The 25,603-nt window shown below is 65.6% G+C and carries 25 protein-coding genes; 4 read left to right on the plus strand and 21 right to left on the minus strand.

From position 1 onward, the window contains the following. Positions 1 to 220 precede the first annotated feature (220 nt). From CSC74_RS10795 to CSC74_RS10820, 6 genes are all read right to left on the minus strand, one after another. On the minus strand, positions 221 to 1,051 hold the full coding sequence (locus CSC74_RS10795) for a hypothetical protein (RefSeq protein WP_162314470.1): 831 nt from the start codon (positions 1,049 to 1,051) through the stop codon (positions 221 to 223). A 3-nt stretch (positions 1,052 to 1,054) separates the two neighbouring features. Beyond that, positions 1,055 to 1,771 carry a hypothetical protein gene (locus CSC74_RS10800; RefSeq protein WP_162314471.1) on the minus strand — a complete coding sequence of 239 codons (717 nt, stop codon included), beginning with the start codon at positions 1,769 to 1,771 and terminating at the stop codon, positions 1,055 to 1,057. Further along, the gene (locus tag CSC74_RS10805; RefSeq protein ID WP_246193158.1) at positions 1,768 to 2,793 is read right to left on the minus strand and encodes an alpha/beta fold hydrolase; all 1,026 of its coding nucleotides are present in this window, start codon (positions 2,791 to 2,793) and stop codon (positions 1,768 to 1,770) included. Before CSC74_RS10805 ends, CSC74_RS10800 begins: the two co-directional genes overlap by 4 nt. Before the next feature lie 3 nt (positions 2,794 to 2,796). Then, a complete protein-coding gene (locus tag CSC74_RS10810; protein ID WP_162314472.1) occupies positions 2,797 to 4,722 on the minus strand; it encodes a M1 family metallopeptidase in 1,926 nt (641 codons plus the stop codon). Positions 4,723 to 4,910: 188 nt separating this feature from the next. After that, on the minus strand, positions 4,911 to 5,672 hold the full coding sequence (ubiE, locus tag CSC74_RS10815) for a bifunctional demethylmenaquinone methyltransferase/2-methoxy-6-polyprenyl-1,4-benzoquinol methylase UbiE (RefSeq protein WP_162314473.1): 762 nt from the start codon (positions 5,670 to 5,672) through the stop codon (positions 4,911 to 4,913). Between the two features lie 72 nt (positions 5,673 to 5,744). Continuing rightward, complete coding sequence (locus CSC74_RS10820) at positions 5,745 to 7,292, minus strand: metallopeptidase domain-containing protein (RefSeq protein ID WP_162314474.1); 1,548 nt, start codon at positions 7,290 to 7,292, stop codon at positions 5,745 to 5,747. Between the two features lie 169 nt (positions 7,293 to 7,461). On the opposite strand from CSC74_RS10820, the gene CSC74_RS10825 reads away from it, so the two are divergent. After that, positions 7,462 to 7,917: a nucleoside deaminase gene (locus CSC74_RS10825; protein WP_162314475.1), complete on the plus strand. Its 456-nt coding sequence runs from the start codon at positions 7,462 to 7,464 to the stop codon at positions 7,915 to 7,917. Between the two features lie 143 nt (positions 7,918 to 8,060). On the opposite strand, the gene hslU is transcribed toward CSC74_RS10825, so the two are convergent. From hslU to CSC74_RS10880, 11 genes are all read right to left on the minus strand, one after another. Beyond that, entirely contained in the window at positions 8,061 to 9,431 is a 1,371-nt protein-coding gene (gene hslU, locus CSC74_RS10830) for an ATP-dependent protease ATPase subunit HslU (protein ID WP_281349750.1), read from the minus strand. Positions 9,432 to 9,538: 107 nt separating this feature from the next. Then, positions 9,539 to 10,090, minus strand: a complete 552-nt coding sequence (hslV, locus tag CSC74_RS10835) for an ATP-dependent protease subunit HslV (protein ID WP_162314476.1) — start codon at positions 10,088 to 10,090, stop codon at positions 9,539 to 9,541. 158 nt (positions 10,091 to 10,248) lie between these two features. Continuing rightward, on the minus strand, positions 10,249 to 11,166 hold the full coding sequence (gene xerC, locus CSC74_RS10840; protein WP_281349759.1) for a tyrosine recombinase XerC: 918 nt from the start codon (positions 11,164 to 11,166) through the stop codon (positions 10,249 to 10,251). Between the two features lie 117 nt (positions 11,167 to 11,283). Further along, entirely contained in the window at positions 11,284 to 11,958 is a 675-nt protein-coding gene (locus tag CSC74_RS10845) for a DUF484 family protein (RefSeq protein ID WP_162314478.1), read from the minus strand. Next, a complete protein-coding gene (gene dapF / locus CSC74_RS10850) occupies positions 11,955 to 12,815 on the minus strand; it encodes a diaminopimelate epimerase (protein ID WP_246193160.1) in 861 nt (286 codons plus the stop codon). Before dapF ends, CSC74_RS10845 begins: the two co-directional genes overlap by 4 nt. After that, a complete protein-coding gene (gene lptM / locus CSC74_RS10855) occupies positions 12,808 to 13,053 on the minus strand; it encodes an LPS translocon maturation chaperone LptM (protein WP_162314479.1) in 246 nt (81 codons plus the stop codon). The genes dapF and lptM overlap by 8 nt, the downstream gene beginning before the upstream one ends. A 37-nt stretch (positions 13,054 to 13,090) precedes the next feature. Then, positions 13,091 to 13,483, minus strand: a complete 393-nt coding sequence (locus tag CSC74_RS10860) for a YbaN family protein (protein ID WP_162314480.1) — start codon at positions 13,481 to 13,483, stop codon at positions 13,091 to 13,093. Between the two features lie 116 nt (positions 13,484 to 13,599). Beyond that, positions 13,600 to 15,729: a S9 family peptidase gene (locus tag CSC74_RS10865; RefSeq protein ID WP_246193162.1), complete on the minus strand. Its 2,130-nt coding sequence runs from the start codon at positions 15,727 to 15,729 to the stop codon at positions 13,600 to 13,602. 91 nt (positions 15,730 to 15,820) lie between these two features. Next, positions 15,821 to 17,950 (minus strand): prolyl oligopeptidase family serine peptidase, encoded by a 2,130-nt coding sequence (locus tag CSC74_RS10870; protein ID WP_162314481.1) that lies wholly within the window; start codon positions 17,948 to 17,950, stop codon positions 15,821 to 15,823. Positions 17,951 to 18,021: 71 nt separating this feature from the next. Further along, on the minus strand, positions 18,022 to 18,348 hold the full coding sequence (locus tag CSC74_RS10875; RefSeq protein WP_162314482.1) for a hypothetical protein: 327 nt from the start codon (positions 18,346 to 18,348) through the stop codon (positions 18,022 to 18,024). Between the two features lie 161 nt (positions 18,349 to 18,509). Beyond that, the gene (locus tag CSC74_RS10880) at positions 18,510 to 19,478 is read right to left on the minus strand and encodes a helix-turn-helix transcriptional regulator (RefSeq protein ID WP_162314483.1); all 969 of its coding nucleotides are present in this window, start codon (positions 19,476 to 19,478) and stop codon (positions 18,510 to 18,512) included. Positions 19,479 to 19,698: 220 nt separating this feature from the next. Here CSC74_RS10880 and CSC74_RS10885 point away from each other — a divergent pair, with 220 nt between their 5' ends. The 3 genes from CSC74_RS10885 to CSC74_RS10895 all read left to right on the plus strand — a co-directional run bounded on the left by CSC74_RS10885 (position 19,699) and on the right by CSC74_RS10895 (position 22,012). Beyond that, positions 19,699 to 20,379 carry a hypothetical protein gene (locus CSC74_RS10885; RefSeq protein WP_162314484.1) on the plus strand — a complete coding sequence of 227 codons (681 nt, stop codon included), beginning with the start codon at positions 19,699 to 19,701 and terminating at the stop codon, positions 20,377 to 20,379. A gap of 73 nt (positions 20,380 to 20,452) precedes the next feature. Beyond that, a complete protein-coding gene (locus CSC74_RS10890; protein WP_162314485.1) occupies positions 20,453 to 21,070 on the plus strand; it encodes a hypothetical protein in 618 nt (205 codons plus the stop codon). 144 nt (positions 21,071 to 21,214) lie between these two features. Further along, a complete protein-coding gene (locus tag CSC74_RS10895; protein ID WP_162314486.1) occupies positions 21,215 to 22,012 on the plus strand; it encodes a DUF481 domain-containing protein in 798 nt (265 codons plus the stop codon). Between the two features lie 113 nt (positions 22,013 to 22,125). Here the strand turns inward: CSC74_RS10895 and hemC are convergent, their stop codons facing one another. The 4 genes from hemC to CSC74_RS10915 form a co-directional block, all read right to left on the minus strand. Further along, the gene (hemC, locus tag CSC74_RS10900) at positions 22,126 to 23,031 is read right to left on the minus strand and encodes a hydroxymethylbilane synthase (protein ID WP_162314487.1); all 906 of its coding nucleotides are present in this window, start codon (positions 23,029 to 23,031) and stop codon (positions 22,126 to 22,128) included. Between the two features lie 368 nt (positions 23,032 to 23,399). Continuing rightward, positions 23,400 to 24,131 carry a LytR/AlgR family response regulator transcription factor gene (locus tag CSC74_RS10905; protein ID WP_162314488.1) on the minus strand — a complete coding sequence of 244 codons (732 nt, stop codon included), beginning with the start codon at positions 24,129 to 24,131 and terminating at the stop codon, positions 23,400 to 23,402. Positions 24,132 to 24,220: 89 nt separating this feature from the next. Next, positions 24,221 to 24,904 (minus strand): alpha/beta hydrolase, encoded by a 684-nt coding sequence (locus CSC74_RS10910; protein ID WP_162314489.1) that lies wholly within the window; start codon positions 24,902 to 24,904, stop codon positions 24,221 to 24,223. Positions 24,905 to 24,957: 53 nt separating this feature from the next. Continuing rightward, complete coding sequence (locus tag CSC74_RS10915) at positions 24,958 to 25,461, minus strand: DUF2306 domain-containing protein (protein ID WP_162314490.1); 504 nt, start codon at positions 25,459 to 25,461, stop codon at positions 24,958 to 24,960. Positions 25,462 to 25,603 lie beyond the last annotated feature (142 nt).

The following is a 25,603-nucleotide window of genomic DNA, read 5'->3' on the forward strand; positions in this document are numbered from 1 at the left end:
CGATGCGTCGCTGGTGTACCTGGCGCGCGCGTCCGGCGTCGCGTCACCTTGGCTTGCGAATCCGGCACGGAGCCGCACGCCATGTGCCGGAGCTTACTCCCGGCAGGAAAACATCGCGTGATGCCGCAGATGCTGGGCGGGCCTGGGCCCGTCCTCCCGGATATCGTGGCTCAACTGGAGACGGGTCGAGGCCGGCCCCTACTCGTCAGCCTCGTGCGCGTCATTCATCACCGACATGACAGTCATGCCAATCCGTATCCGTTGGGAAAACCTCGCCGATCAATGCGGACAAGCGTGGATCGAATGCTTCGAGCTCCCGTCTCGTATTGACCGCATTGTGCACGCCATCGGGCGGACTGGACTGGGCGTTCGTGCCGTACCAATCCTGCACCCCTTCGGCCCAGTACTCGTCCGGGTTCTCCGCGCGATAGCTTTCGTCCAGGATGCCACTTGCCTTGGCAGCATCGAACGCATGCTGCAAACGATCACCAAATCCATGGTCCAGCTCATAAACACCCTGGCCAATGGTGTGCGAGAACTCGTGGACGCAAATGCTTTCGGTCGGGTAACGATCACCGGACTGGCACATGAGGTTTTCTTCGCCGCAGGACGCCGCCTGCCCGCCCAGCCCACGCGCGCGGGCGTTGATCGCGTCCCTTTCTTGCTGCGACTTGTCCCGGAACCCGTATTCGGGGATGTCGGCCGTGCCCTCATGCCGCCCGATCACCACGAAGCGCGCACGCAACTCGATCAGTTTGGCGCGTACATCGGGGCGATGGGACAGCATGTTCACCGCCAGCTTGCAGGCGCGCTCAAGAGCCGCATCGTCGGGATCTGCCGAAGACAGTACCGGCAATCCGTTGGCGTCGGCATACTTCTCGTAGAAGGGATTCAACGAAAAATCCCGACGGATCGGATCAGGCACCTCGCCGATTCGAGCGCATGCGTTGGACTGCACATCCGCCCGGTCGGGATCCGGCGCCGACGCACAGGAAGCCAGGGCCAGCATCATCGCGATGATGCCGAGCCTTGCCGTTCCAGCCGCGGACAAGATTCAATCCCAGCCCGGCATCTGCGACCCATCCAGCCCGCCCGTCTCGAACACCGCCGTGCGCGTGCCGCCGCCCTTCACCGGGAATTCGATCGACGCCACTTTGGTCTTGCGCAGCAGTTTCCACAGCGCCTTGTCGTTGGTGATGAACATGGCGATGGCCTCGTCGGTATCGGGACGCCAGGCATCCATCGATTTGGCCGCGCCATCGGCGATCACCTTCACCTTGCAGCCGCCGGGGCAGCGGAAATCGCTGGCCTGCAGCACCAGGTAGGCGCTGCGCTTCCACTTGGGATGGTCGCGGAACACCAGTTGCACCGGTTTCGCGCCGCTGCCATCCAGGTCGAGGGGATCCTTGCTGTAGATCATCGCCGAACGCTGGATGCCGCCGCCGTCGGCGACCTGGGCGTAGTTCCATAGCCCCTGCAGGCGCCGCTCCTCGCGCGCGGCCTCGCCCCGGGCCTTCACTTCCTCGTAGCCGGCCTTCATTTTTTCCGCCGCTTGCGAGTCGGGATACTGCGACAGCAGCGCGGCGCCGTGCACGCGCGCCATTTCCCAGTTCTGCGCGGTGACCGCATTGTCGTATTCGCGCGCCAGGGTCGCCGCCGCTTCTTCCCGCGCGGCGGCTTGCGCGGCGACAGCCGCGCGTTGTTCGGCTTCGCGGTCTCCGCACGCGGCCAATGCCAGCATGCAGCAAGCCAGCAGGATCGTTTTCTTCATCGCGGTTCTCCCTTGTCGATCAACAATCGTACCGATGCCGCCACGTCGTCCGGTCGTTCCATGATCGACATGTGCCCGCAACCGTCCAGCATCACTTTCAGCGCCTGCGGCATGCGCGCGCCGTACAGGTCGATCGCGCTGGGATCGATCACCTGGTCCTGCCGGCACCACAGCAGCAGTGCCGGCTGGTCGATGCGCGATGCGGCTTCGCCCGGCAGGAAGCGCTCGTCGCCGCGGCCGATCCTGTCCAGCACGCCTTGTTCGAAAGATGCCTGCCGCTTGCGCCAGGCGATCAGCGCGCGCGAGGCCGGCCAGGGAATCCACGGCTTGGCCGAGTCAAGATGGAAAACCGTATCGAGGTAGCGATCGAGCGAGGCTTCGTCGTTCACCGCGAACGGATTACGCCCCGCCAATACTTCCTCGCCGAAGCGATTGTCCTTGAAACGCACGCCGGCGGCATCGAACAGGCCGACGCGCGCGATGTCTTGCGGACGATCGGCCGCGGCCAGGGCGACGATGCCGCCGCCCATCGAATGCCCGAGCAACACGACCTCGCTGCCCCCGGCTGTTGCGGAGCCTGCGCGCGCGACCTGCCCGATGAAAGCGGCCACGCGCCCGCTCTGCGCCACGAAACCGTAATCCGCGCCCTCGATGCGTTCGCTGTCGCCCCAACCGGGCAGGTCCGGGATCAACAGGCGATAGCGCCCGCGCAACCTTGCGGCGAGCGGATACCAGTTTTCCTTGCCGCCGGTGAAGCCGTGGATCATGACCACCGTAGGCGCATCGGCGATATCGGCTTCACGCATCGCGTACACCCAACGATGCCCGGCCACCTGCGCCTGGCCCAGGGACAGGCCGGCGCTCCAGCGTTGCCGCGCGAATTCCGCGTGCACCAGCGCCAACGGATCGCGCCACAACCACACGGCCATGGCGCAAATAAAAACGGCCGCCAGCAAGGCGACCGTTTTCAACATGCGATGTGACAGCAGGCGATGCGACAGCAAGCGACGCGATGGACGCATCGTTTACTTGCCGCCTTCCGCCTTGGCCAGCACCGCTTCCACCGAGGCGGTGGTGATCGGGTTGGAACCGGGCCGCGCCTTGGCGAAGGTGTCCTGGGCGAAAGCCAGGCCTTCCGGCGTCTTCACCAGTTCCTCGTAGATCGGCATGATCAGCTTGCGCCGGCCTACCCGTTCCAGGAACGCGGCGATCGCCGGTTGCGCTTCGGCGTAACCGCTGCGCACCGCCAGCGGATACCAGCGCATCGCGATCTCGCCGTTGGCGGTGCCGGTGAAGTGGTAGGCGTCGTCGAGCTGCTTGAGTTGTTCGGGTTTCAGCGTCGGGCCGAGGCCGGCGATGAAGTGCACCCACTGCTGGGTATTCCATTCGGAAGTGACCTGCGCGGTCGGCAGGATATTGCTGCCCAGCCAGGCGATGCGCGCCGTATCGACGCTGGAGAAGCCGCGCGACTGCGCCTTGGTGGCGAAGGTCGGGATGCCCGGCTGGTTGAGCCATGCATCCAGTTCGGCGGCGGTGACCGCGTTCGGGTTCTTCGGCAGCAGGTTCTTCTTCAAATAGGCTACGAACTGGTCGGTGTTGGCGCTCTGGAAGGCATGGTCGTTGAACCAGCCGCGCAGGAACGGATCGAACACCTCGCGGCCGAAACGCTGCTCCAGAAACTGCAGGAACCATGCGCCCTTGACGTAGGCCACGTTGCTCAGCGCGTCGTCCGGATCGCGCTCGGTCAGCGCCGGCAAGGCCAGCGCCTGGTCGGCCGGGCTCATGTCCTTCACTTCGTTCAGCAGGTCGACCTGGTCGGTCTGGCGCTCCATCTCGGCCGCTTCCTGACCGTACAGCGCCTCGGTGATGCGCGCCTGCACGTAGGTGGTGAAGCCCTCGTTCAACCAGATGTCCTTCCAGCTGGCATTGGTGACCAGGTTGCCGGACCAGCTGTGCGCCAGCTCATGCGCGATCAGCGACACCAGCGACTTGTCGCCGACGATCACGGTGGGCGTGGCGAAAGTCAGGCGCGGATTCTCCATGCCGCCGAACGGGAACGACGGCGGCAACACCAGCATGTCGTAGCGGCCCCAGCGGTACGGACCGTACAGCGCCTCGGTGGTCGCGATCATCTTCTCGGTGTCTTCGAATTCCTTGGCCGCCTTGTCGACCATGGTCGGCTCGGCCCACACGCCGCTGCGCGCGGAGATCGGCTTGAACACCAGGTCGCCCGCGGCGATCGCCAGCAGGTACGACGGGATCGGATTGGGCATGCTGAAGGTGTAGTCGCCGGTGCGCTTGGCGGCGGGGTCGTTGTCGGCGCTCATCAGCACCATCACGTCGGGACGGCTGGTCACGTGGGCGGTGTAGGTGAAGCGCACGCTGGGCGTGTCCTGCAGCGGCACCCAGCTGCGCGCATGGATGGCCTGCGACTGGCTGAACATGAAGGGCAACTGCTTGCCCTCGGTCATCGACGGCTCCAGCCACTGCAGGCCCGAGGCCTCGGGCGAGGTGTTGTAGGTGACCTGCACGTTGGCGTTGCGGGCCGGCGTTTCGATGGTCAGCTTGCTGCCGTAGATCTTGTCGTTGGCGGCCAGCGCGTACTTCAACGGCGTCCAGTTGCCCTTGCCATCGTCGCCCTCGACCTTGCTGATGGTCAGCGCGCGCGTATCCAGCACCAGCTGGGTGGCGGACTTGTCCTTCCAGTCGAGCTTGTAGGTGGCGGTGCCGCCGATCTGCTTCTTGTCGAAATCGATGGCCAGATCCAGCGCCAGGTCGCTGATGACGACCTTGCCGGGTTCGGCATAGGAGCTCTCGTCGTTGCTGCGCGAGGTTTTCACGGCATCGGTCGCCGGCTTGGCGGACTTGGCTTCGGGGGCGGGGTTGGCATCACGGGAACAGCCAGCCGCCAGCACGACGGCGCAGGACAGCAACAGGAAAGCTGAACGCATTTTTTGATATCCGGATCGGGGGATGCGGCAAGTTTACCCTCCCCCGGCACGGCAGAGTCCTGAACAGGTCGTGGGAGCGGCGTCCCGCCGCGAGCTTGGGGCGGCGCACCAATTTCAGGGCTACCGGGAATACCGCCGGCCAGGACCAAAGGGCAAGAACTCGCGGCGGGACGCCGCTCCGACAGGATCTAGACCTTGTAGCCGGTATGCACCGCGACGATGCCCGCGGACAGGTTCTTGTAGCCACAGCGCTCGAAACCGGCCTCCTGCATCATCGCCTTCAATTCTTCCTGCGGCGGGTGCTTGCGGATGCTTTCGGCCAGGTACTGGTAGCTGTCGGCGTCGCGGGCGAACAACTGGCCCAGCCTCGGCAGGATCTTGAACGAGTGGAAGTCGTAGACCGGCTTGAACCAGTCCACGGTCACTTCCGAGAATTCCAGCACCCGCGCCTGTCCGCCTACTTTCAGCACGCGGAACATCTCGCGCAGGCCCGCGTCCTTGTCGGTGACGTTGCGCAGGCCGAAGGCGATCGTGACCAGGTCGAAGCTGGCGTCCGGGAACGGCAGCGCCTCGGCGTTGCACTGCACGTAATCGAGGCCGTCGACCAGGCCGCGGTTGGTCATGCGGTCGCGGCCGACGCCGAGCATGCCGGCATTGATGTCGCCGAGCACGATCTCGCCTTCGTCGCCCACTCGCTCCTTCAACAGCGCGGCGATATCGCCCGTGCCACCGGCCAGGTCCAGCACGCGGTCGCCGCGCTTGACCTGCGCGGTGCCGACGAAATAGCGCTTCCACACCCGATGCACGCCCAGGCTCATCAGGTCGTTCATCAGGTCGTAGTTGCCCGCGACCGAGGAAAATACTTCGCCTACCAGCTTCTGCTTGTCCTTGGCGGCGACGTCCTTGAAGCCGAAATGGGTGGTGCCGGATTTGTAGGGGGATTCGCTCATGCGGCCATTATCGCATTGCCGGTGCGGGGGGCGGCGAATCGCGCGGTCCATGGATCCATGGACCACGCCGGATCATCGGATCCTGTCGTTGCATCGCGTGGCGCTGGAGGAATCGCCGCAACCGGGACCCGGACGCCGCCGGGTAGCAGTCCCCGATGCGGGCTGGGCCTGCGCCGGCCTGGCGACCGCTGCTGGTTTGGTGCGGGGAAGCAATGGCCCGCCGGTCGAGTGCCATTTGCCTATCCGGACAATGAACCCATTGGCGGTGGCCGACAGCACCTTCACCATCTGCGATCCATCCGGGGAAACCCAGGTCTCGCCCACCTTGAACATCGAACCCTCGTTGTTGGACCGGTCAGCGGGCGGGATATCGGCATCCATGCTGTAGGCGACCCCGTCCGCATCGATGCCATGGACGATCACTGCCGCGCCCGCGAGTGCGGCTTCATAAGTACCGGTGCGGCCACGCGCCTCCACTGTGTAGTACGCATTCCCGGCCACGTCGGTGGCCGGAAGCGACAGCACGATCATCTGCCGGTTCGTCGATCCGGCCAGGCTCGCCCGGTCCAGCAGGACTTCCCTGGCCGAACCACCCACCGGGACCGTCAGCTTGCGTGCCGCGTCGATCCATCCCAGACGATCGCGCTGGCGGACGTTGATGTGCTTGGGCAATGCACCGTAGGTGGCATTGGAAACCGCATTGCTCCATCCATCGCTCATCACATCCCATGGATTGTCGTAGGGGTCGTCATCGCCATCGGAGTTGTTCGAATGCGGCAGGCCGTAGCCGTGGCCCATCTCATGCGCCAGCGGCGCCAAGTTGCCGAACGACCATGGCGGGTTCCAGGTGTTGCTGATGCACCTGTCGACCCCTTCCAGCCGTCCGCAAGCGCCGCCCCCCCAGGCGGAGCCGTCCAGATCGCCGTTGAACATCATGTTGATGCCCTGCACGGCATTGAAATTCACGGTAGGGTCGGCGGCCGCGGCACAGTCCTTGAACAACTGGTCCAGGTTCGCATCGTCCTCTCCGTCAACCGTGGTGATGTAAAACGAACGCGGCTGCGGCAGGGTGAACCAGCCATAGGCGCTGCTGCCGGCCAGGTCGATCTTGTTGTAGGACACTTCCTTCCAGTAGTGGCCCAGCTGGCCGGGATTGGTGCCGTACTGGCCGCTGAAGAAAGTCACTGGCTTCTGCTCATCGGCGATGTCACTGAACTTGCATGCCACCGTCACCCAGCGGGTGTTGCCGATCACCGCCTTGGGCATGAGCACTGCTTTGGACAGCCCCGGCAATTGCAGCCGGTCGGCCGGCACGATGGCCATGATGGTCGCGGCGCCCCCGCCGCGCTTGGCCTGCGAGAATTCCACCGCCACGCGGCGGTTGGCCAGCGCGTACAGATCGCCGGCCGCGCGCCGCGCCTGCGCCGGATCCAGCGCACGGCGCTTGCCGTCATCCCCGACCAGGGTTGCGATGAACCGGGATGGCAATTGCGACTTGCCATGCACGGGAATCGGATCGCCCCAGCGCAACTCAAGCTGGCCCTGCACGATCTCCGCCCTGGCGCCGGGCAAAAAACCGGCGAGCGCCAGACCCAGGCAGGTTGCGATGAGCTGTTTCATGGACTCCCCCAAGGCCCTGCGGCCGGATTTCGATGCCACGCGCTTGCATGGTGCAACGAAAGCGGTCGGCGGCCAAGACCGTCGCAATGTGAATACGGACTTCCCTGGCTGTTTCGCGACCTGCTGCCATGGCAAGCTCTGCCACGACCACCGCTGCATGGAGCAACCCGTGATTTCGACCATCGATTACCGCGCCCTGCTGGACACGGCCATCGCCGAGGCCCGCCAAGGCCTGGCCGAGGGCGGGATTCCCATCGGCGCAGCCCTCTTCCACCAGGACGGCAAGCTGCTGGGCTGCGGCCACAACCGTCGTATCCAGGAAAACGACCCTTCGGTCCATGGCGAAACCGACGCCTTCCGCAAGGCCGGCCGCCAGCGTCGCTACCGCGACACGATCATGGTCACCACGCTGGCGCCGTGCTGGTACTGCAGCGGCCTGGTGCGCCAGTTCAATATCGGCACGGTGGTGGTGGGCGAATCGGTCAACTTCAGCGGCGGCATCGACTGGCTGCGCGACAACGGCGTCAACGTGATCGACCTGCGCAGCGAGGAATGCATCGCCATGCTCGGCGATTACATCGCCGCCAATCCGGAAGTGTGGAACGAGGATATCGGCGAGGATTGATCGCGCACGCAACCCCTCCGTCAAGATCGGAGTCGCAGGGAGCCGCGATGACCCGCCGCGGCCGTAGGAGCGGGCCTTGCCCGCGATGCTCTTCGGCCATGTCGCGCAAGAGCATCGCGGGCAAGGCCCGCTCCTACGGGGAATTACAGGATGTAGCGGCTCAGGTCCGGATCCTGCACCAGTTCGCCCAGGTGCGAATCCACGTAGGCCTTGTCGATGCTGACCTTCTGCCCGTCGCGATCGGGCGCCTCGTAGCTCAGCGTATCCAGCAGGCGTTCCAGCACCGTATGCAAGCGGCGCGCGCCGATGTTTTCCTGGCGCTCGTTGACCTGCGCGGCGATTTCGGCGAGGCGATCGACGGCATCGCTGGTGAAATCCACGGTCACCCCTTCGGTCTGCAGCAACGCTTCGTACTGGCGGGTCAACGCGGCCTTGGGTTCGGTGAGGATGCGCACGAAATCCTCCTTGGACAAAGCCGACAGCTCCACCCGGATCGGGAAACGGCCCTGCAGTTCCGGGATCAGGTCGCTGGGCTTGGCCAGATGGAACGCGCCCGAGGCGATGAACAGGATGTGGTCGGTCTTGACCGTGCCGTACTTGGTGCTGACGTTGGAGCCTTCCACCAGCGGCAGCAGATCGCGTTGCACGCCCTCGCGCGACACGTCGCCGCCGCTCATGTTGCCGCCGCGCTTGGCGACCTTGTCGATCTCGTCGATGAACACGATGCCGTTCTGCTCGCAGGCCTCGATGGCGGCGGCGCGGATGTCTTCCTCGTTGACCAGCTTGGCGGCTTCCTCCTCGATCAATTGCGGACGCGCGGCCTTGATCGCCAGAGTGCGCGCATGCGACTTTCCACCGCCGATGTTGGAGAACATCTGCCGCAGCTGCTGGCCCATTTCCTCCATCCCCGGCGGGGTCATGATGTCCATGCTGACGTTGGCGGAGAGTTCCAGCTCGATCTCGCGATCGTCCAGCTCGCCCGCGCGCAGCATCTTGCGGAACTTGTTGCGGGTATCCCCGTCCTGGGCGGACGGCTCGTTGCGCGCGGCTTCCGCATCGAAGCCGATGCCGGTGCTGCGGCGCGGGAGCAACGCATCGAGAATGCGGTCCTCGGCACGCTCCTCGGCCTGGGTACGCACCCGCGCCTTGGCCTGTTCGCGGTACATCTTGACCGCGGTGTCGGCCAGGTCGCGCACGATCTGTTCCACGTCCTTACCGACGTAGCCGACCTCGGTGAAGCGCGTGGCTTCGACTTTCACGAACGGCGCATTGGCCAGCGTGGCCAGGCGCCGCGCGATCTCGGTCTTGCCGACGCCGGTGGGGCCGATCATCAGGATGTTCTTCGGCATCACTTCATCGCGTAGGTCCGGCTGCAACTGCATGCGCCGCCAGCGGTTGCGCAGGGCGATGGCGACCGCGCGCTTGGCCGCGTGCTGGCCGACGATATGGCGGTCGAGTTCCTGCACGATCTCGCGCGGGGTCATGGTGGAAGAGATGTTGGACGTCTGGGACATGGGGTGAGTAATCCAGGAACGAGTAGAGAGGAACGAGGAACGAGTGAAGGCGGTGGATTGGAACCGAGGTCGGCTTTCACTCGCTCCTCGTTCCTCTCCACTCGTTCCTATAGCTCCTCGACCACCACGTTGCGGTTGGTGTAGATGCAGATGTCGCCGGCGATGTTGAGCGACTCGACCGCAATGGATTTCGCGTCCATTTCGGTATGCGCCATCAGCGCGCGTGCGGCCGACAAGGCGTAGGCGCCGCCCGAACCGATGGCGATGATGCCGTCCTCCGGCTCGATCACATCGCCGGTGCCGCTGATGATCAGCGAAGTGTCCTTGTCGGCGACGGCGAGCAGCGCTTCGAGCTTGCCGAGGCGGCGCTCGGTGCGCCAGTCCTTGGCCAGCTCGACCGCGGCGCGTTGCAACTGCCCGTGTTTCTCGAGCTTGGCCTCGAACAGCTCGAACAGGGTGAAGGCGTCGGCGGCGGCGCCGGCGAAACCGGCCAGCACCTGGCCATCGCGACCCAGGCGGCGCACCTTGCGCGCATTGCCCTTCATCACCGTGTGGCCGAGGGTCACCTGCCCGTCGCCGGCGACCGCGACGCGGCCGTTGCGGCGCACCGACAGGATCGTGGTGGCGTGGAAAACATTGGGGTTCTGGCTGGGGTCCATGGGCAGGTCTGTTATGGCGTCCCCAATGCAGTGGGGGTGCATGAAGTGCAGTTCAAGATGACCTTTGGCATGGGAACGAGGAACGAGGAACGAGAAACGAGGAGTGAGAAGTGGGTTAAACGGAGCTTTGGCCCTACTCGTTCCTCACTCCTCTCCACTCACTCCTCGCCTTTTCTCCGCTTCGCCCTGGGATGCGCGGCGTCGTACACCTTGGCCAGATGCTGGAAATCCAGGTGGGTATAGATCTGGGTGGTGGCGATGTCGGCATGGCCCAGCAATTCCTGCACGCCGCGCAGGTCGCCGGAGGATTCCAGGATGTGGCTGGCGAAGCTGTGCCGCAGCATGTGCGGATGCACGTTCTTGAACAGGCCCTGCTTCTGCGCCAGCAACTTCATGCGGATCTGCACCGCGCGTTGCGAGATCGGACCACCGTCGCGTCCGGGGAACACCGGCGCCTCGTTCACGACCTTGCGCTCCTCGCGCCAGGCTTCCAGCGCCCTGCGCGCATGCGAACCCACCGGCACCTTGCGCTGCTTGTTGCCCTTACCCAGCACGGTGACGAAACCGCTGGCCAAATCGAGGTCGTGCCAGCGCAGGCCGCAGAGTTCGCTCAGGCGCAGGCCGGAGGAATAGAACAGTTCCAGCAGAGCGCGATCGCGGAACCCCAATGGCGCGTCGGTCGGCACCTGCACCAGGCGCGAGGCCTCGTCGGCATCCAGCACCTGCGGCAATTTGCGCGGCGACTTCGGCGCGCGCAACGCGGCAGCGGGGCTGGCGGCGATGCGGCCATGCCGGAGCAGCCAGTTGAAATAACTGCGGCAGGCGGAAAGGCGGCGCTGCAGGCTTTTCGGCGACAACCCACGTCGGTGTTCGGCGGCGACGAAGGCGCGGAGTTGTTCGGCATCCAGCGCGGTCAGATCGTCGATGCCTTGCATCGTGGACCACTCGATCAGCGCGGTGAGATCACGGCGATAGGCGTCGAGCGTATGCGCCGACATGCGGCGTTCGACCTGGAGGTGGGAGAGGAAGTCTTCGATCATGCGAGCGCTTCTTTCCTGCTCGTCATTCCCGCGCAGGCGGGAATCGCTCTTCGCTTCTTACCGGAAAACGTCGTGGGCAAGGTGCGCTCATGCAGGAGCAGGAGCGATTCCCGCCTGCGCGGGAATGACGAGCAAAAAACGAAAGCCCTCGCTTCAGCCATCGAAACGCTTCAACGCCACCGCCAGCGCCTCGCCCATCATGCGCAGGACCAGCGTGCCCATGCCCGGATAGAAACGGTTGCCGTCGCGGCTGCCGACCGCGACCAGGCCCAGGCCGGGCAGCGGCAACAAGGCCGACGACTGCACTTCCTCGGCGCGCGGGCCGTACAGCAAGGCGTTCTTTTCCGGCTGCAGGCGTCCACAGATCGGTTCGCCGTCCTGCAGGCAATCGCGGAACGAGGCCAGATGGGTGCTGTTTTCCGCCACCACCTGCAGCCATTCGCTATCGTCCAGGCCGGCGACCGGCTCGAACAGCACCATGCGCACCAGGTCGCCGTTGAAATCCTCGGCCAGCGATGCGGCCATCGCCCGCAGCGTGTCCTGGGCGGTGGTCTGCTTCAGCAAGGACAGGGTCAACTGATGGGTGCGCACGGCCAGGCGCTCGTTTTCCTGGGCGTTGGCGAACAGGTCGTTGAGGCGCTTGGACAGCTCGCGGTTCTTGTCGCGCAGCACTTCCAGCTGATAGCTGGCCAGCGAAGCGGTCGGCCCTTCCTCGCGCGGCACCACCAGGGTCAGCGCCAGATCCGGGAACTGCTTGAGGAAGGTCGGATGTCGGCGCAGCCATGCGGCGATCTCGTGCGCGCCCAGTTTTTCCTGTGTTTCGGTCATTGCTTCCAATCCCCTTCGAATACGAATGCCGCCGGTCCGGACATGATGACCTCGGCGGCGTCATCGGGCCAGCTTATGTGCAGGTCGCCGCCAGGCAGCGAGATATTCACCTGGCGATCGATCGTTCCGCGCCGGATCAGGATCGCCGCCGCCGCGCAGGCGCCGCTGCCGCAGGCCAGTGTCTCGCCTGCGCCACGTTCGTACACGCGCAGGCGCAGGCGATCGCGGGCGATGACCTGGGCGAAACCGATGTTGGCCGATTGCGGGAAGGCGCTGCTGGACTGCAATGCCGGACCGAGCACGGCGACGGGCGCCTCATCGATATCCGCCACTTCGATCAATGCATGCGGATTGCCCATCGACACCGCGCCGAAGTGGACGGTCCCGCCATCGAGTTCGGTCGCATAGCGGTCCTGGAACGCGGCGAATCCCGCCAGCGGTATCTTCGCCGGGTCGAACTGCGGCACGCCCATGGCGATGGAATAACGGTCGCCGCCGAGCCGCACCACGTCGTGGGTGGCCAGCGGGCTGTCGAGGCGGAAGCGATCGCCCCGGGCGACGCCGTCGCGCACCAGCCAGGCCGCGACGCAACGCGCGCCGTTGCCGCATTGCTGCGAAGCCGAACCATCCGAGTTCCAGATCCGGTAGGAAGCGACCGCCTCCCCGCTGCGCGGCGCCTCGATGGTCAGGATCTGGTCGCAGCCGACGCCGAAGTGGCGGTCGGCCAGTCGCGAGGCCAGATCCGCATCAGGCGGCGGGGTCCCGTCGCGCAGGTCGATGACCACGAAATCGTTGCCTGCGCCGTGCATCTTGGAGAAGCGCACCACGGCTGTGGCGGGGGCCGGCGTGTCAGTCATCCTTCGCCGGCGGCACCGGGGTTTCGACTGCGTCCCCGGTCTGTGGTTCGGTGGGGGTGGTATCCGTTTCCGTCGCGTCCACGGACGGGACGGACTCGGGCGTGGCTTCAGGCGTGGTTTCCGTCGGCACTTCGATCGGAACCGCCTTCTCCGGCAGGATCAGCGGACCCTTGGCGCCGCAACCGGCAAGCAAGGCGAGGACGATGCCGGAAAGGGTGATGCGCATGGATTTGTTCATGGCCGAAGTATAGCCAGACCGGCGTGAACCGGCGGGGTCAGGCGGATGGCTCGGGGCGCAGCCACAACCATGTCGCGACCACGGCCATGCAGAGGATGGGCAGGGCCGCCATCCACCAGCGATGGCCGCCGACCGAGAGCATGATCGCCAGCAGCACCAGGGCGCTGGCCACCATCGCCATCGTCGCCGCCCACTTGGCCCGCCGCGACACCGCGCCATGCGCCTGCCAGTCGCGGATCGCCGGTCCGAAGCGCGGGTGCTCGAGCAGGTAGCGATGCAGCCGATCGGAACCGCGCGAAGCGGCATACGCAGCGATCAGGATGAATACGGTGGTCGGCAGGCCGGGCACGAAGATGCCGACGATGCCGGCGCCCAGGCAGGCGTAGGCCAGCAGCCACCAGGCCCAGCGGAGGCGCGATCGTCCGGTCATGGCAGCATCATATCCATGTAGGAGCGGGCCTTGTCCGCGATGCCTTTTCGTGGAAACGGACGTGGAAACGGAAAGAAGAGCATCGCGGGCAAGGCCCGCTCCTACGACGAGCCGGGTTATTTCGCGGCCGGTTCGGTTACGCCCAGCTGGTCCAGCACGAAGGCGTAGTACTCGGCGGTCTCGCGATAGCGGCGGAAACGCCCGGACTTGCCGCCGTGGCCGGCTTCCATGTTGATGCGGAACACCAGCGGCAGCGTGCCGGTGTTCTCATCGCGCAATTTCGCCACGTACTTGGCCGGTTCCCAGTACTGCACCTGCGAATCCCACAGGCCGGTGCCGACGAAGATCGCCGGATAGGCCTGCTTGCTGATGTTGTCGTACGGCGAATAGGTGACGATGTAATCGTAGAACTTCTTCTGTTCCGGGTTGCCCCATTCGTCGTATTCGTTGGTGGTCAGCGGGATGCTCGGGTCGAGCATGGTGGTAGTCACGTCCACGAACGGCACCTGCGACACGATCGCCCGGTACTTGCCCGGCGCCATGTTGGAAATGGCGCCCATCAGCAGGCCGCCGGCGCTGCCGCCATGAGCGGCGACGCGGTCCTTCGCGGCATAGCCCTGCTCGACCAGGAAATCGGTGACGTCGATGAAGTCGGTGAAGCTGTTCTTCTTGTTCAGCAGCTTGCCGTCGTCGTACCACTTGCGTCCCAGTTCCTGGCCGCCGCGGATGTGGGCGATGGCGTAGACCATGCCGCGGTCGAGCAGGCTGACGTTGGTCAGGTTGAAGGTCGGGTCGGTGGAATGGCCGTAACTGCCGTAGGCGTACTGCAGCAAGGCGCCCTTGCCGTTCTTCTCGAATCCCTTCCTGTAGACCACCGACACCGGGATCCTGGTCCCATCGCGCGCTGTCGCCCACAGCCGTTCGGTCACGTAAAGGGCCGGGTCGTAGCCCAGCACCGGCTGTTGCTTGAGCAACCTGCGCTCGCCGGTCCGGGTGTTGAGTTCGTAGACGGTGGTCGGCGTGGTCATCGACGTGTAGTCGTAGCGCAGCCACGGCGTATCGTGCTCGGAATTGATCTCCAGTCCCATCGAATACGCGGGTTCGTCGGACTTGACGTACTCCTCGGCGCCGTCGGCCTTGACCAGGCGGATGCGCTCCAGCGCGTCGGAGCGCTCGCTGATCGCGGTGAAACCGTCGAACAGCTCGAAGCGTTCGATGAACACGTCGTCGCGATGCGCGACCCATTCCTTCCACTCGGCCCGCGTACTCGCGCCGTCGGGCGCGGTCATCAGCTTGAAATTCTCCGCGCCATCGGCATTGGTGCGGATCACCCAGTGGTCGCCGATGTGGTCGACGTTGTATTCGACATCGCGCTGGCGCGGCGCCAGTACGGTGAACTCGACCGGATCCGCGGCCGGCGCGCAGCGGGTCTCGCCGGAGACATGGCTGCCGGTGTCGATGCAGATGAACTTGTCGTCGCCGGTACGCGAAACGCCCATGAAGAAGCTTTCGTCCTTCTCCTCGTAGACCAGCGGGTCGTCGGCGACCGGGGTGCCGAGCAGGTGCTTCTTGATGCGCACGGTGCGCAGGGTTTCCGGGTCGTTCTCGGCGTAGAACAGGGTCTTGTTGTCGTCGGCCCAGACCAGTTCCGGGGCCACGCCGGCGACCGTATCGGCGTAGGTTTCGCCGGTTTCCAGGTTGCGCACGTGGACCACGTACTGGCGCCGGCCAACCGCGTCTTCCGCCCAGGCCAGCAGCCGGTTGTCCTGGCTGACGGCCCATTCGCCGACATTGAAGAAATCGTGGCCCTTGGCCATTGCGTTGACGTCGAGCAGCACTTCCTCCGGCCCGTCCATCGTGCCCTTGCGGCGCGCATGGATCGGATAGTCCTGGCCGGTCTCGAAACGCGTGTAGTACCAGTAGCCGCGCTCGCGGTACGGCACCGAGCTGTCGTCCTGCTTGATCCGGGCGACGATCTCGGAGTAGAGCTTTTCCTGCAACGGTTTGGTCGGCGCCAGCACCGTATCGGCGTAGGCGTTCTCGGCCGCCAGGTAGGCCAGCATCGCCGGATCCTTGCGCTCGTCGTCGCGCAACCAGTAGTAGTCGTCGTTGCGGGTCGCGCCGAACGGCGCCTTCACTTCGTGCGGTTTCCTGGCCACATCCGGCGCGGTGGCGTCGAGCGCGAGGGCGGAACTGGAAGACGTGGTCATCAGGAGGGCAGCCGCGAACAGGAGGGAAGTCTTCATAGGTAGGTCCGTTTTGCCGTGAAACAATGGATCGGGAACCCTCGTGGACCGATCCCGGCGAGTGCCGGGACCGGAGTTGCCGCGACTCGCCTTACTCGGCCAGTTGCTGCCACAGGAAGGTAAAGGCCAGCGCGCTCATGTGCGCCGACTGCGCATTGTTCGATGCGCCGCCATGGCCGCCCTCGATGTTCTCGTAGTAGCGCACGTCCTTGCCCGCATCCAGCATCTTGGCCATCATCTTGCGCGCATGGCCGGGATGCACGCGATCGTCGCGCGTGGAGGTGGTGAACAGCGTCGGCGGATAGGTCCTGGCCGGGTCGAACAGGTGGTACGGCGAGAACGTGCGGATGTAGTCCCAGTCGGCCGTGTCCGGATTGCCGTATTCGGCCATCCACGAGGCGCCGGCCAACAGGTGGCTGTAGCGCTTCATGTCCAGCAACGGCACCTGCACCACCACCGCGCCGAACAGTTCCGGATACTGGGTGAGCATGTTGCCCATCAGCAGGCCGCCATTGCTGCCGCCCTGGATGCCCAGGCGCCTGGCGGAAGTGATCTTGCGCGCGGCCAGGTCCTGCGCCACCGCGGCGAAGTCCTCGTAGGCCTTGTGCCGGTTCTGCTTCAGCGCCGCCTGGTGCCAACGCGGTCCGTATTCGCCGCCGCCGCGGATATTGGCCACCGCGTAGACGCCGCCCTTCTCGAGCCAGCCCATGCCGACGCCGCCGGAATAACCCGGGGTCAGCGAGATCTCGAAGCCGCCATAGCCGTACAGCAGGGTCGGTGCGCTGCCGTCGTACTTCAGGTCCTTCGGCCGCACCAGGAAGTAAGGCACCTTGGTGCCATCCTTGGAACTGGCGAAGTGCTGCTCGACCACGTCCCTGGAGCCGTCGAAGAACGCAGGCATGGTCTTCAGCACTTCGACGCTGCCGGCCTTGCCCGCTTCGGCCAGCATCAGCGTGGTCGGGGTCAGGTAATCGGTGACCGTCATCCACACGGCATCGCTGTCGTCGCTGTCGACCGCGCCGACGCCGATGGTGCCCAGGGCCGGCGCGCCGGCGAATGCGCTTTTCTTCCACCCTTCACCGGAAGGCGTCAGCACCGTCAGCTTGTTCTTGACGTCGTCCAGCACGTTCAACACGACGTGGTTCCTGGTCCAGGTGGTGCCGGCCAGCGAGGTGGAGTCGGTCGGCTCGAACAGGACTTCGAAGTCGCGCTTTCCGGCCATGAAATCGTCGAATTTCGCGACCAGCAGCGAGCCGGCCTTGTAGGTCCTGCCCTCGATTTCCCATGGCTCGCGCAGTTCCAGCGCCAGCCATTCGCGGACCACGCCCTTGTTCGTGGAATTGGGCACGTCGATCTTGACCAGCTTGCCGTCGCTGCCGCGCAGGTAAAGCTCGTCGTTGTAGAAGGCGATGGTGCGGCTGACGAAATCGCGCTCGAAACCCGGCGTGTTGTCGTGGTACGCGGCGATGTACATGTCCGCGTTGCTGCCTTCGTAGACCACGCTGGCCGCGCTCATCGGGGTGCCGCGCTTCCATTCCTTGACGATGCGCGGATAGCCCGAAGGGGTCATGCTGCCGGGGCCGAAATCGGTGTAGACGTAGACCGTGTCCGCGTCCTTCCAGCCCAGCCCCCCCTTGGCCTCGGGACGCAGGAATCCGTCCTTCACCCATTGCTTGCTGGCCAGATCGAACTCGCGGGTGACGTCGGCATCGGAGCCGCCGCGCGACAGCGCGACCAGGCAGCGGTCGTAATCGGGCTTGCGGCAGTCGGCGCCGTGCCAGACCCACTTCTTGTCGTCCTGCAGGCCTTCGGCCGCGTTCAGCGCATCCAGGTCGATGACCGTTTCCCACTGCGGCTGCGGCTTGCGGTATTCCTCCAGCGTGGTCCGGCGCCAGACGCCGCGCTCGTGGCTCTTGTCCTTCCAGAAGTTGTAGTAATACGCGCCGATCTTCTCCACGCCCGGGATCTTGGCATCGGAATCGAGCATGGTCAGGATCCGGCCTTCCAGCCGCTTGAATTCGGGCGTGGCCGCGATTTCCGCCTCGGCCTTCGCGTTCTGCGCCTTGACCCACTCCAGCGGCTTGTCGCCGGTGACGTCTTCCAGCCAGGCGTACTTGTCATCGGTCACGGCGGCGGGCTCCTCGGCGAAAGTGCTGCCGGTAGCGGCGGCGAGACCTGCGGCAACCACGATGGCCTGGCAGGCGTGGGCAAGCTTGGGCATGTTTACTCCGGTGCGTGGAACATAATTCTTCACGCTATCACACACCCGCGCCCCGCTCCCCCTGCCGAAGGTCAGGCCACGCGGGGCAGGCGCCGCAAGCCGGGAGCTACGCGACGCCGGGCCTGCGTGCCCGGGCGGCGGCGGCGCGCGCGTTTCGACGTTTCCTGCGCCGTGGCCTTGCGCAACGGCAGGTGGAACCGGTACAGCGACCACCACGCCACCGCCGGCATGCCCAGCAGCCACAGCGGCATCCAGCCCAGCCAGTCGCTATGCCCGCGCGCGGCGGGAAGCAGCAGCACCAGCGCCAATCCGGTGATGAACGCATTGCGCACGCCATGCAGCAGGCGTGGATCGACAAGTTCCTGTTGACGGAAAGGCGCGGAAACGAACTTCGGCATGTCGGCAGCTCCGGAAGGGTGGAACCGCAGCCTGCCGCCCGCCCATCTCACCGATTGCGACCCCGCGCTTTTGTAGGAGCGCCCATGGGCGCGAGCTTTTCGTCCCGCACCCAGGATCCCACCGAAGAGCTCGCGCCCATGGGCGCTCTTACGGGGATCGGTCAATGGCCGTAGTTGCTCAGCGCCAGCTCCAGCAGCGACTTGGCCTGTTCGCGCAGCACTTGCGGCTCGATGATTTCCGCATCGGCGCCGTAGTGCAGGATGTCCATCAGCAACTCGCGCGAGACGCTGTACGGCACCTTCAATTCGTAGCGGCCATCGGCCAGGAAACGGCCTTCCTGCTTCGAATGCCACTGTTCGTCGGCGACCCAGCGCGCGGTCTTGGCGCTGAACACGATGGTCGCCCAGCCCTTGGGCTCGCCGGAAAAAATGCCGTAACTGGAGGCCAGGTGCTGGTTGAGTTCGCTTTCGGGCAGGTCGCGCGCGGGCTCGTCCAGCGCCTTGGCGCTGCTGATGCGGTCCACGGCGAAGCTGCGCAGTCCGTTGCGCTCGTGGTCCCACGCATCCAGGTACCAGTTGTCGCGATAGTGGGTGATGCGCTGCGGCGACACCGTGCGCCGGGTGCGTTCGTCGGTGGAGCGCGCGCGGTATTCGAAATTGAGCCGCTTGCGCTCGAGCACCGCCGAGGCGACGCTGCGGAAACTGGCTTCGTCCAGGCGCCGGCCGCGATGCGGGATCACCCGCACCCGCTCCACCGGCCAGTGATCGACGCCGGCGTGGTCGGCGAGCAGGCCTTCGATGCGCTTCTGCAACGGCGCCAGCGCACCGGCCAGCACGCCGCCGCCGGTGCGCATCAGCAGCTGTTGCGCGGCCAGCAGCGAATAGAGTTCTTCCGAACTCAGCCACAGGCCGGGCAGTTCGAAGCGCTCGCTTTCTCCCGCCACGTAGCGGAAACCCGCTTCGCCATCGCCCTCGATCGGCGCCATCAGCGCATCGCGCAGGTAGGCCAGGTCGCGGTAGGCGGTGGCGCGCGAGCAGCCCAGCTCCTCCTGCAGGCGCTTGACCGTGACCGGATAGCGGGCGGCCTTGAGGATGCGGTGCAGCGCGGTAATGCGTTCGATCTTGTCCATGCGCCGATTATGGCCGAGCCGTGGCCGTTTTCGTGCTGCGGTCCGCGTTGGATCGATCATGGACCCCGCTGCGCCGGCAGCTTGGGCCCGTGCGGTGCCGGACCCCGCGACGCATCCCCCTGCGCCGCGACCCCCAACGCGCGGACCCAAGCTGCCGGCGTTTGCAGGAGAGCCCTTCCCCGGCCTTACCATCGCGCCAACCAGCCCCGGAGTTTCCCCCATGTCGATCCGCCCGCTCGCGCTTGCCTGCCTGGTCATCGCCCTTGCCGCCTGCAAGCCTTCGACGCCCGCCGAAACCGACGCGCCCGCGCCAGCCGGACCGGCGGGCATGCTGGAGCAAGCCGCGTCCGCGCTGGATCCCTTGTCCAGCCCCGAAGACGAGATGAAGGCGTCGATGGACAAGTTCCTGAAAGCCAAGAGCTTCCATGCGGTCATGGACATGCAAGGCGCGCGGAGCATGGTCATCGAGATGGACTTCGTCGCCCCCGACCGCTATCGGATGAAAATGCCGACGGGGACCCAGGTGGTCATCGGCGACACCATGTACATGCAGGTCGATGGCCGTTCGATGAAAGCACCGCTGCCCCCGGGTACGCTGACCCAGTGGCGCGATCCGCTCAGGATCGAGGAGCACAAGGCCGGGATGAGCGTCGAATCGCTGGGTAACGACAGCGTCGACGGCCAACCGGCGAAGAAATACCTGGTCAGGCACACCGGACCCGGGCCCAGCCGGCCCCAGTCCAGCCAGCCCCAATCCAGTGAGTTCACTTTCTGGATCGGTGGCGATGGCCTGCCCTTGCAGCTGGTGAGCCAGGGCGAGTCGCAGGGCAAGCCCTATTCGATGACCCTGCGCTATTCGCGCTACGACGACCCGGGCATCGTCGTCGACGCGCCGCAATGAATTCCACAATGAATTTCTAACTGTGGTTTAACCCGGACCTCCGCAGACTCCCGCGCAATCAGCGGGGATCCGGATGCGGACGAACGAACGGCAGGAACGCGCCACGCAGGCAGTGGCGTGGTTGTGCGTGGTGGCGGTGCATGCCGGACTGTTGTGGCTGCTGGTCCAGCCTCTCAGCCGCGGGCAAACGGACAGGGGCGAACAGGTGCGCTTGCGCCTGGTGTTCCTGGGACCCATCCGGCAACCGTCCCCGGCCGTAGTCGCGCCCTTGGCCCCGGTCGCGACGGCGCGCGCCCTATCCGCACGAACGGTGAGTCAGCCCAACCTTCTTCCTCGTAGTGCCGCATCGGCCACCGAGCCCGCGTCCAACTCCACCGTCTCGGCTGCGGAGTTGCTGGAACAGGGCCATCAGTGGGCGCGCGGACAGTCTCCGCCCGGCTTCCAGCCCACACCGTTACGCAGCCGCCGGGCGCAACTGCCGGGAGGCGATGGCGCGGACGCCTTCCGCATGCGCCCGCCACCGTCGCCGAAACGGGTGATGGACGCCATCGCCAGGGCATTCGGCGATCCCGGTCCGCCCTGCCCGCGCATCCAGTCCAACATCGCGGGCCTGCTGGCCGCCACCTCGGAGCGGGAACGGGGACTGCTCCAAGAGGAACTGCGTCGCGACCGCGAGTTGTGCCGACCCTGAACAAACGACCCTTGAATCTTCATAAACATGATCCATAACAAGCACTTGGACTATCATGGACAGGCGCTTACGGATATCATGTAACCGTTTTCACGGCCGCTTCGGCTGTATTCCCTCTACCCTACAATCCCGAGGCCTGCCCCCATGCCCCGCACTTCCCTGTTCCTCATCCTGCTGGCCTTCCTGCCGGTCGCCCCTGCCGCCCTGGCCGAAGAAACCGCTCACAGCTGCGATGCGGATCCCCAGGAAGCGGAAACATCGCCCTGGGACGGCGGCGGCGAACTGGGTTTCGCCGCCACCCGCGGCAACAGCGTCAGCGAAAGCCTCAACGGCCGGTTCAACGTGCAGTACACGCATGGCGACTGGATCCATGCCATGGACCTGTTCGGCCTGCGCTCCAGTGCCGAACACCTGGTCGATGACGGCAACGGCGGCACGGTGCGCGAACGCGGCACCACCGCCAACCGCTACACGGCCGGGGCGAAGAGCGCATTGAAGCTGGGCGAGCATCGCCAGTTCACCACCGCACTACGCTATGAGCGCGACGATTTCGCCACCTACAGCTACCAGCAGAGCGCCAGCGTCGGCTACGGCACCCGGATCATGGACGGCGACCGGACCCGGCTCGACCTGCAGATCGGACCCGGTCTTCGCCGTGCGCACAATGTCGAGGAAGACCGTACCGAATCCGGATTGATCGGCCGCGGCTTCATCGGCCTGAAGTTCGACCTGACCGAGAACACCGAACTGGAAAACACCTTGCTGGTGGAATCGGGCACTTCCAACACCTTCGCCCAGAACGACCTCGGCGTGTCGGTGGCGATGAATTCGCACCTGGCGCTGAAGGCCGGGTTGCAGGCGCGCCACAACAGCGACGTCAACACCGAACAGAAGAAGACCGACACGCTGACCACGATGAACGTGGTGTACCGCTTCAGATAGGCGGCGACGCCAACTTGCGGGAGGGGCGTCAGCCCCGACGAACGTAAGCTGGAAAGCATCGGGGCTAACGCCCCTCCCACAGCGGCGCCCTCCCCACATTCCTCAAGGTTTTCCTAGAGGAACTCGCCTGCTCCCATCGCCAGCAACTCCGTCGCAAGCCGCTGTCCCAGCGCTTCACCGGCATCGGCCGCGGCTTCGGCGGAACTACGCACCGCGCGCCCGTCGCTGGCCGACCCAACCAGGCCGGCGAGGTGCAACCGCGCACCATGCAGTTCCGCATAGGCCGCGACCGGCACGTGGCAACTGCCGTGCAACGCACGGTTCATCGCCCGCTCGGCCTCCACGCAGGTCCGCGTGGGCGCATGGTCGAGCACCGAGAACAGCGCCTGGGTAGCAGCGTCGTCGGCTCGGCACTCCACTGCGATCGCGCCTTGCGCGGGGGCCGGCAACCAGTCGGGCGCGGCCAGGCGCAGGCGGATGCGCGAACCGAAGCCGAGCCGCAGCAAGCCTGCGCAAGCCAGCACGATGGCGTCGTATTCGCCCGCATCCAGTTTGGCCAGGCGGGTGTTGACGTTGCCGCGCAGGTCCAGCAGCACCAGATCCGGGCGCAGCGCGCGCAGCTGCGCCTGGCGGCGCAGGGACGAAGTCCCCACGCGCGCGCCGTGCGGCAACGCCTGCAGCGATGCATAGGTATTGGAGATGAAGGCATCGGCCGGATCCGCGCGTTCCAGGATCGCCGACAGCGCGAACGGCGGATCCAGGTCCATCGGCACGTCCTTGAGCGAATGCACCGCGCAATCGGCCTCGCCGCGCAGCATCGCCAATTCCAGTTCCTTGAGGAACAGGCCCTTGCCGCCGATCGCGGCCAGCGAACGGTCCAGCACGTCGTCGCCGCGCGTGCTCATCGGCACCAGCTCGACTTCAAGTCGCGGATGCGCTTCGCGCAGCCTGGCGGCGACGTGCTCGGTCTGCCAGAGGGCGAGCGGGCTCTTGCGGGTGGCGATGCGGATCGAATCCATGCGCCATTATGCGGGTGGTAGTTGGTGATGAGCCAGATATGCAGTCACGAACCACCCGTTTCGCCAAGGATGGTCTTATGTCTTGGAACTTCCGTAGCCTAAATACCGAGAGCGGCGAGCCGGTAGCCGGAGAGCGGCTCTTGATTTCGGGCTACCGGCTACCCGTTACCGGCTCTCGCAGGAGCTTCAACAGTCCAATGAACGCGAAAGAGGAAATTATTCGGAGCTTTTCTTAGACGCGGATCAGAGCGGAAAAGACAGATACAGCGGTTGCTTTATCCGTGGTTTCCGCTCTGATCCGTGTCTAAAGGCTCCTGCCTTTCCCGCTTTGTGCAAGGGCGCAAAAGAGGGAATCATTCAGAGGTTCCTTAAAAATTCTTGACCGTATCGCGCAGCCCCGCCACGCAGCGGCGGCTGACTTCCAGCGGCTCCTTGCCATGGCGGAGCACGGCATGCACGCGGCCGTCGCTGCTGCGCTTGAGCTCGGTGATCTCGTGCCGCGCCACCAGGCAGTTGCGGTGGATGCGGACGAAGCGTGCGCTGAATTCGTCTTCCAGCGACTTCAGCGACTCCTCGATCAGATCCTCGCCGCGCGCATGGTGGACGACGACGTATTTTTCCTCGGCCTGCAGGTAGTGCACGTCTTCCACCGGGATCAGGCGCAGGCTGCCGCGCAGGCGCGCGCACAGGTGGGTGCGCGGATGCTTGCCGGGCGCGGCCGGCGCCTGGGTCTCGCGGCCGGCGATGAAGGTGCGGGCGCGTCCCAGTGCGGCCGCAAGACGTTCGGCGCGCACCGGTTTCATCAGGTAGTCGATCGCGGCGGCGTCGAACGCGGACAGCGCGTGCTCGTCGTAGGCGGTGCAGAACACCACCGCCGGTCGCGGCTCGAACGCGGGGAGATGGCGCGCCGCTTCCAGCCCATCCACGCCGGGCATGGCGATATCCAGCAGCACCAGGTCCGGGCGGAATTCGGCGCAGGCCTGCAGGGCGGTCAGGCCGTTCTCGGCTTCGGCCACGATCTCGATGCCGGCATGCTCGCCCAGCAGCGAACGCAGTCGCTCGCGGGCCAGCGGTTCGTCATCGGCAATGACCACCTTCACGGCGCCTGCATCCTCGATTCAAGGGAAAGGAATTGCGGGCCCATGGTAGCGGTGGCGCCGGCCAGCGTCACCTTGGGACGCGGCGCACACTAGGCTTGTGCGAAACGCTGCGTCATCCAGTCGCCCAGGTCGCGTATTTCCTCGGCGCAGACCTGGTGCGCCATCGGGTAGCGATGCCATTCCACTGCGAAGCCCAGGGATCGCAGCAGTTGCGCGCTTTGCTCGGCATGGATCAGCGGGATCACCGGATCGCTGCCGCCATGGGCCATGAACACCGGTTGTTTCGCCGCTGCTCCGCTCTTGGCTTCAGCGGCGGTGCCGGCGCCGGGAAGATAGGTCGACAAGGCGATCAATCCCGCCAGCGGCGTCTTCCGTCGCAGGCCCGCGGCGAGGGCGATCGCCCCGCCCTGGGAAAACCCGGCCAGCAGGATCCGTTGCGGGCCGATGCCGCGCGCATGCTCGCGGTCGATCAGCGCGCCGGCCTGCAGGATCGACTGGTCCACGCCTTCGCTGTCGGCGCGGGTCGGGAAGTCCATGCCCACGATGTCGTACCACGCGCGCATGCGCACGCCGTTGTTGATGGTGACCGCGCGCACCGGCGCATGCGGGAACACGAAGCGGATGTCCGGCCAGCCTTCGCGCACCAGTTCCGGCACCAGCGGGGCGAAGTCGTGGCCGTCGGCGCCCAGGCCATGCAGCCAGATCACCGCCCACTGCGGCGAAGGGCCGGTTTCCTGTTCCACGGTTTCAAGCAGGTCGGTCGCGTTGTCCATGCCTTGCATTGTGGCCGACAACCCGGTTGTCGGCCACTGCACGGCTTGCGGACTCAGGTCGCCGGTACCGCGACGCCACCCGCACGCCGCAGGCGCATGACCTGCAGGAAGGCTCCCGCCAGGAACAACAGGAAGACCACGCCGATCACCTTCTGCAAGGTGGGATCGTCCGGACCCGAAAAGACCGGCGCGCCCGCCGGCAACCGGGTCAAGGATTCGGTGAAGCCCGGGATCATGTGGAAGAAGAACGTCAGCGAATACGAAACCGTCTCGATGTAGCGGCCCGCCCGGCCGAACAACTTCGTGGAGCCGGCGACCCACGCAAGCGCGAGCACCAGCAGGGTGATGATGCCCAACGCATGCGGCTTGCCGAAACCGCCGTGCTGGAAGATGAAGAACCCGGTGAGGCAGGTAAGCACCGTCGTCCAGAGGTAAACCCTGCCCAGGCCGTTGCGCGGCGATATTTCCTTGTCGCGGAAGAAAGCGTAGATGCCCGCGGCGACAGCGACCAGGCTGATGGCGGTATGCACGACACCGATCGTAGTCAAACCCAACATGGAGTTCTCCCGGATACAGATTGCATGGTTCCGCGCTCAGGCGGTGCGGACCGCGTCCCCTGCCACAGCCATCCTGCCGGCGAATATGCCACGCCGTGGAACCGCGTGCAGCAGCCCGTTGCCTGGACGCTTCCCCAAAAAA

Origin of the sequence: Pseudoxanthomonas yeongjuensis (genome assembly GCF_010093345.1) — a bacterium.
In the GTDB taxonomy this organism is placed as follows: domain Bacteria; phylum Pseudomonadota; class Gammaproteobacteria; order Xanthomonadales; family Xanthomonadaceae; genus Pseudoxanthomonas_A; species Pseudoxanthomonas_A yeongjuensis.

Excerpts from the sequence above, each read along its gene's own strand:
- CSC74_RS10880 (WP_162314483.1), bottom strand. The coding sequence starts at position 19,478 with ATGGACAAGATCGAACGCATTACCGCGCTGCACCGCATCCTCAAGGCC.
- hslV (WP_162314476.1), bottom strand. The coding sequence starts at position 10,090 with ATGGACCCCAGCCAGAACCCCAATGTTTTCCACGCCACCACGATCCTG.
- CSC74_RS10875 (WP_162314482.1), bottom strand. The coding sequence starts at position 18,348 with ATGCCGAAGTTCGTTTCCGCGCCTTTCCGTCAACAGGAACTTGTCGAT.
- CSC74_RS10890 (WP_162314485.1), top strand. The coding sequence starts at position 20,453 with ATGCGGACGAACGAACGGCAGGAACGCGCCACGCAGGCAGTGGCGTGG.
- CSC74_RS10865 (WP_246193162.1), bottom strand. The coding sequence starts at position 15,729 with ATGAAGACTTCCCTCCTGTTCGCGGCTGCCCTCCTGATGACCACGTCT.
- CSC74_RS10805 (WP_246193158.1), bottom strand. The coding sequence starts at position 2,793 with ATGCGTCCATCGCGTCGCTTGCTGTCGCATCGCCTGCTGTCACATCGC.
- lptM (WP_162314479.1), bottom strand. The coding sequence starts at position 13,053 with ATGAACAAATCCATGCGCATCACCCTTTCCGGCATCGTCCTCGCCTTG.
- ubiE (WP_162314473.1), bottom strand. The coding sequence starts at position 5,672 with ATGAGCGAATCCCCCTACAAATCCGGCACCACCCATTTCGGCTTCAAG.
- hslU (WP_281349750.1), bottom strand. The coding sequence starts at position 9,431 with ATGTCCCAGACGTCCAACATCTCTTCCACCATGACCCCGCGCGAGATC.
- CSC74_RS10895 (WP_162314486.1), top strand. The coding sequence starts at position 21,215 with ATGCCCCGCACTTCCCTGTTCCTCATCCTGCTGGCCTTCCTGCCGGTC.
- CSC74_RS10860 (WP_162314480.1), bottom strand. The coding sequence starts at position 13,483 with ATGACCGGACGATCGCGCCTCCGCTGGGCCTGGTGGCTGCTGGCCTAC.
- dapF (WP_246193160.1), bottom strand. The coding sequence starts at position 12,815 with ATGACTGACACGCCGGCCCCCGCCACAGCCGTGGTGCGCTTCTCCAAG.
- hemC (WP_162314487.1), bottom strand. The coding sequence starts at position 23,031 with ATGGATTCGATCCGCATCGCCACCCGCAAGAGCCCGCTCGCCCTCTGG.
- CSC74_RS10820 (WP_162314474.1), bottom strand. The coding sequence starts at position 7,292 with ATGAAACAGCTCATCGCAACCTGCCTGGGTCTGGCGCTCGCCGGTTTT.
- CSC74_RS10910 (WP_162314489.1), bottom strand. The coding sequence starts at position 24,904 with ATGGACAACGCGACCGACCTGCTTGAAACCGTGGAACAGGAAACCGGC.
- CSC74_RS10800 (WP_162314471.1), bottom strand. The coding sequence starts at position 1,771 with ATGAAGAAAACGATCCTGCTGGCTTGCTGCATGCTGGCATTGGCCGCG.
- CSC74_RS10870 (WP_162314481.1), bottom strand. The coding sequence starts at position 17,950 with ATGCCCAAGCTTGCCCACGCCTGCCAGGCCATCGTGGTTGCCGCAGGT.
- CSC74_RS10810 (WP_162314472.1), bottom strand. The coding sequence starts at position 4,722 with ATGCGTTCAGCTTTCCTGTTGCTGTCCTGCGCCGTCGTGCTGGCGGCT.
- CSC74_RS10885 (WP_162314484.1), top strand. The coding sequence starts at position 19,699 with ATGTCGATCCGCCCGCTCGCGCTTGCCTGCCTGGTCATCGCCCTTGCC.
- CSC74_RS10915 (WP_162314490.1), bottom strand. The coding sequence starts at position 25,461 with ATGTTGGGTTTGACTACGATCGGTGTCGTGCATACCGCCATCAGCCTG.
- CSC74_RS10845 (WP_162314478.1), bottom strand. The coding sequence starts at position 11,958 with ATGACCGAAACACAGGAAAAACTGGGCGCGCACGAGATCGCCGCATGG.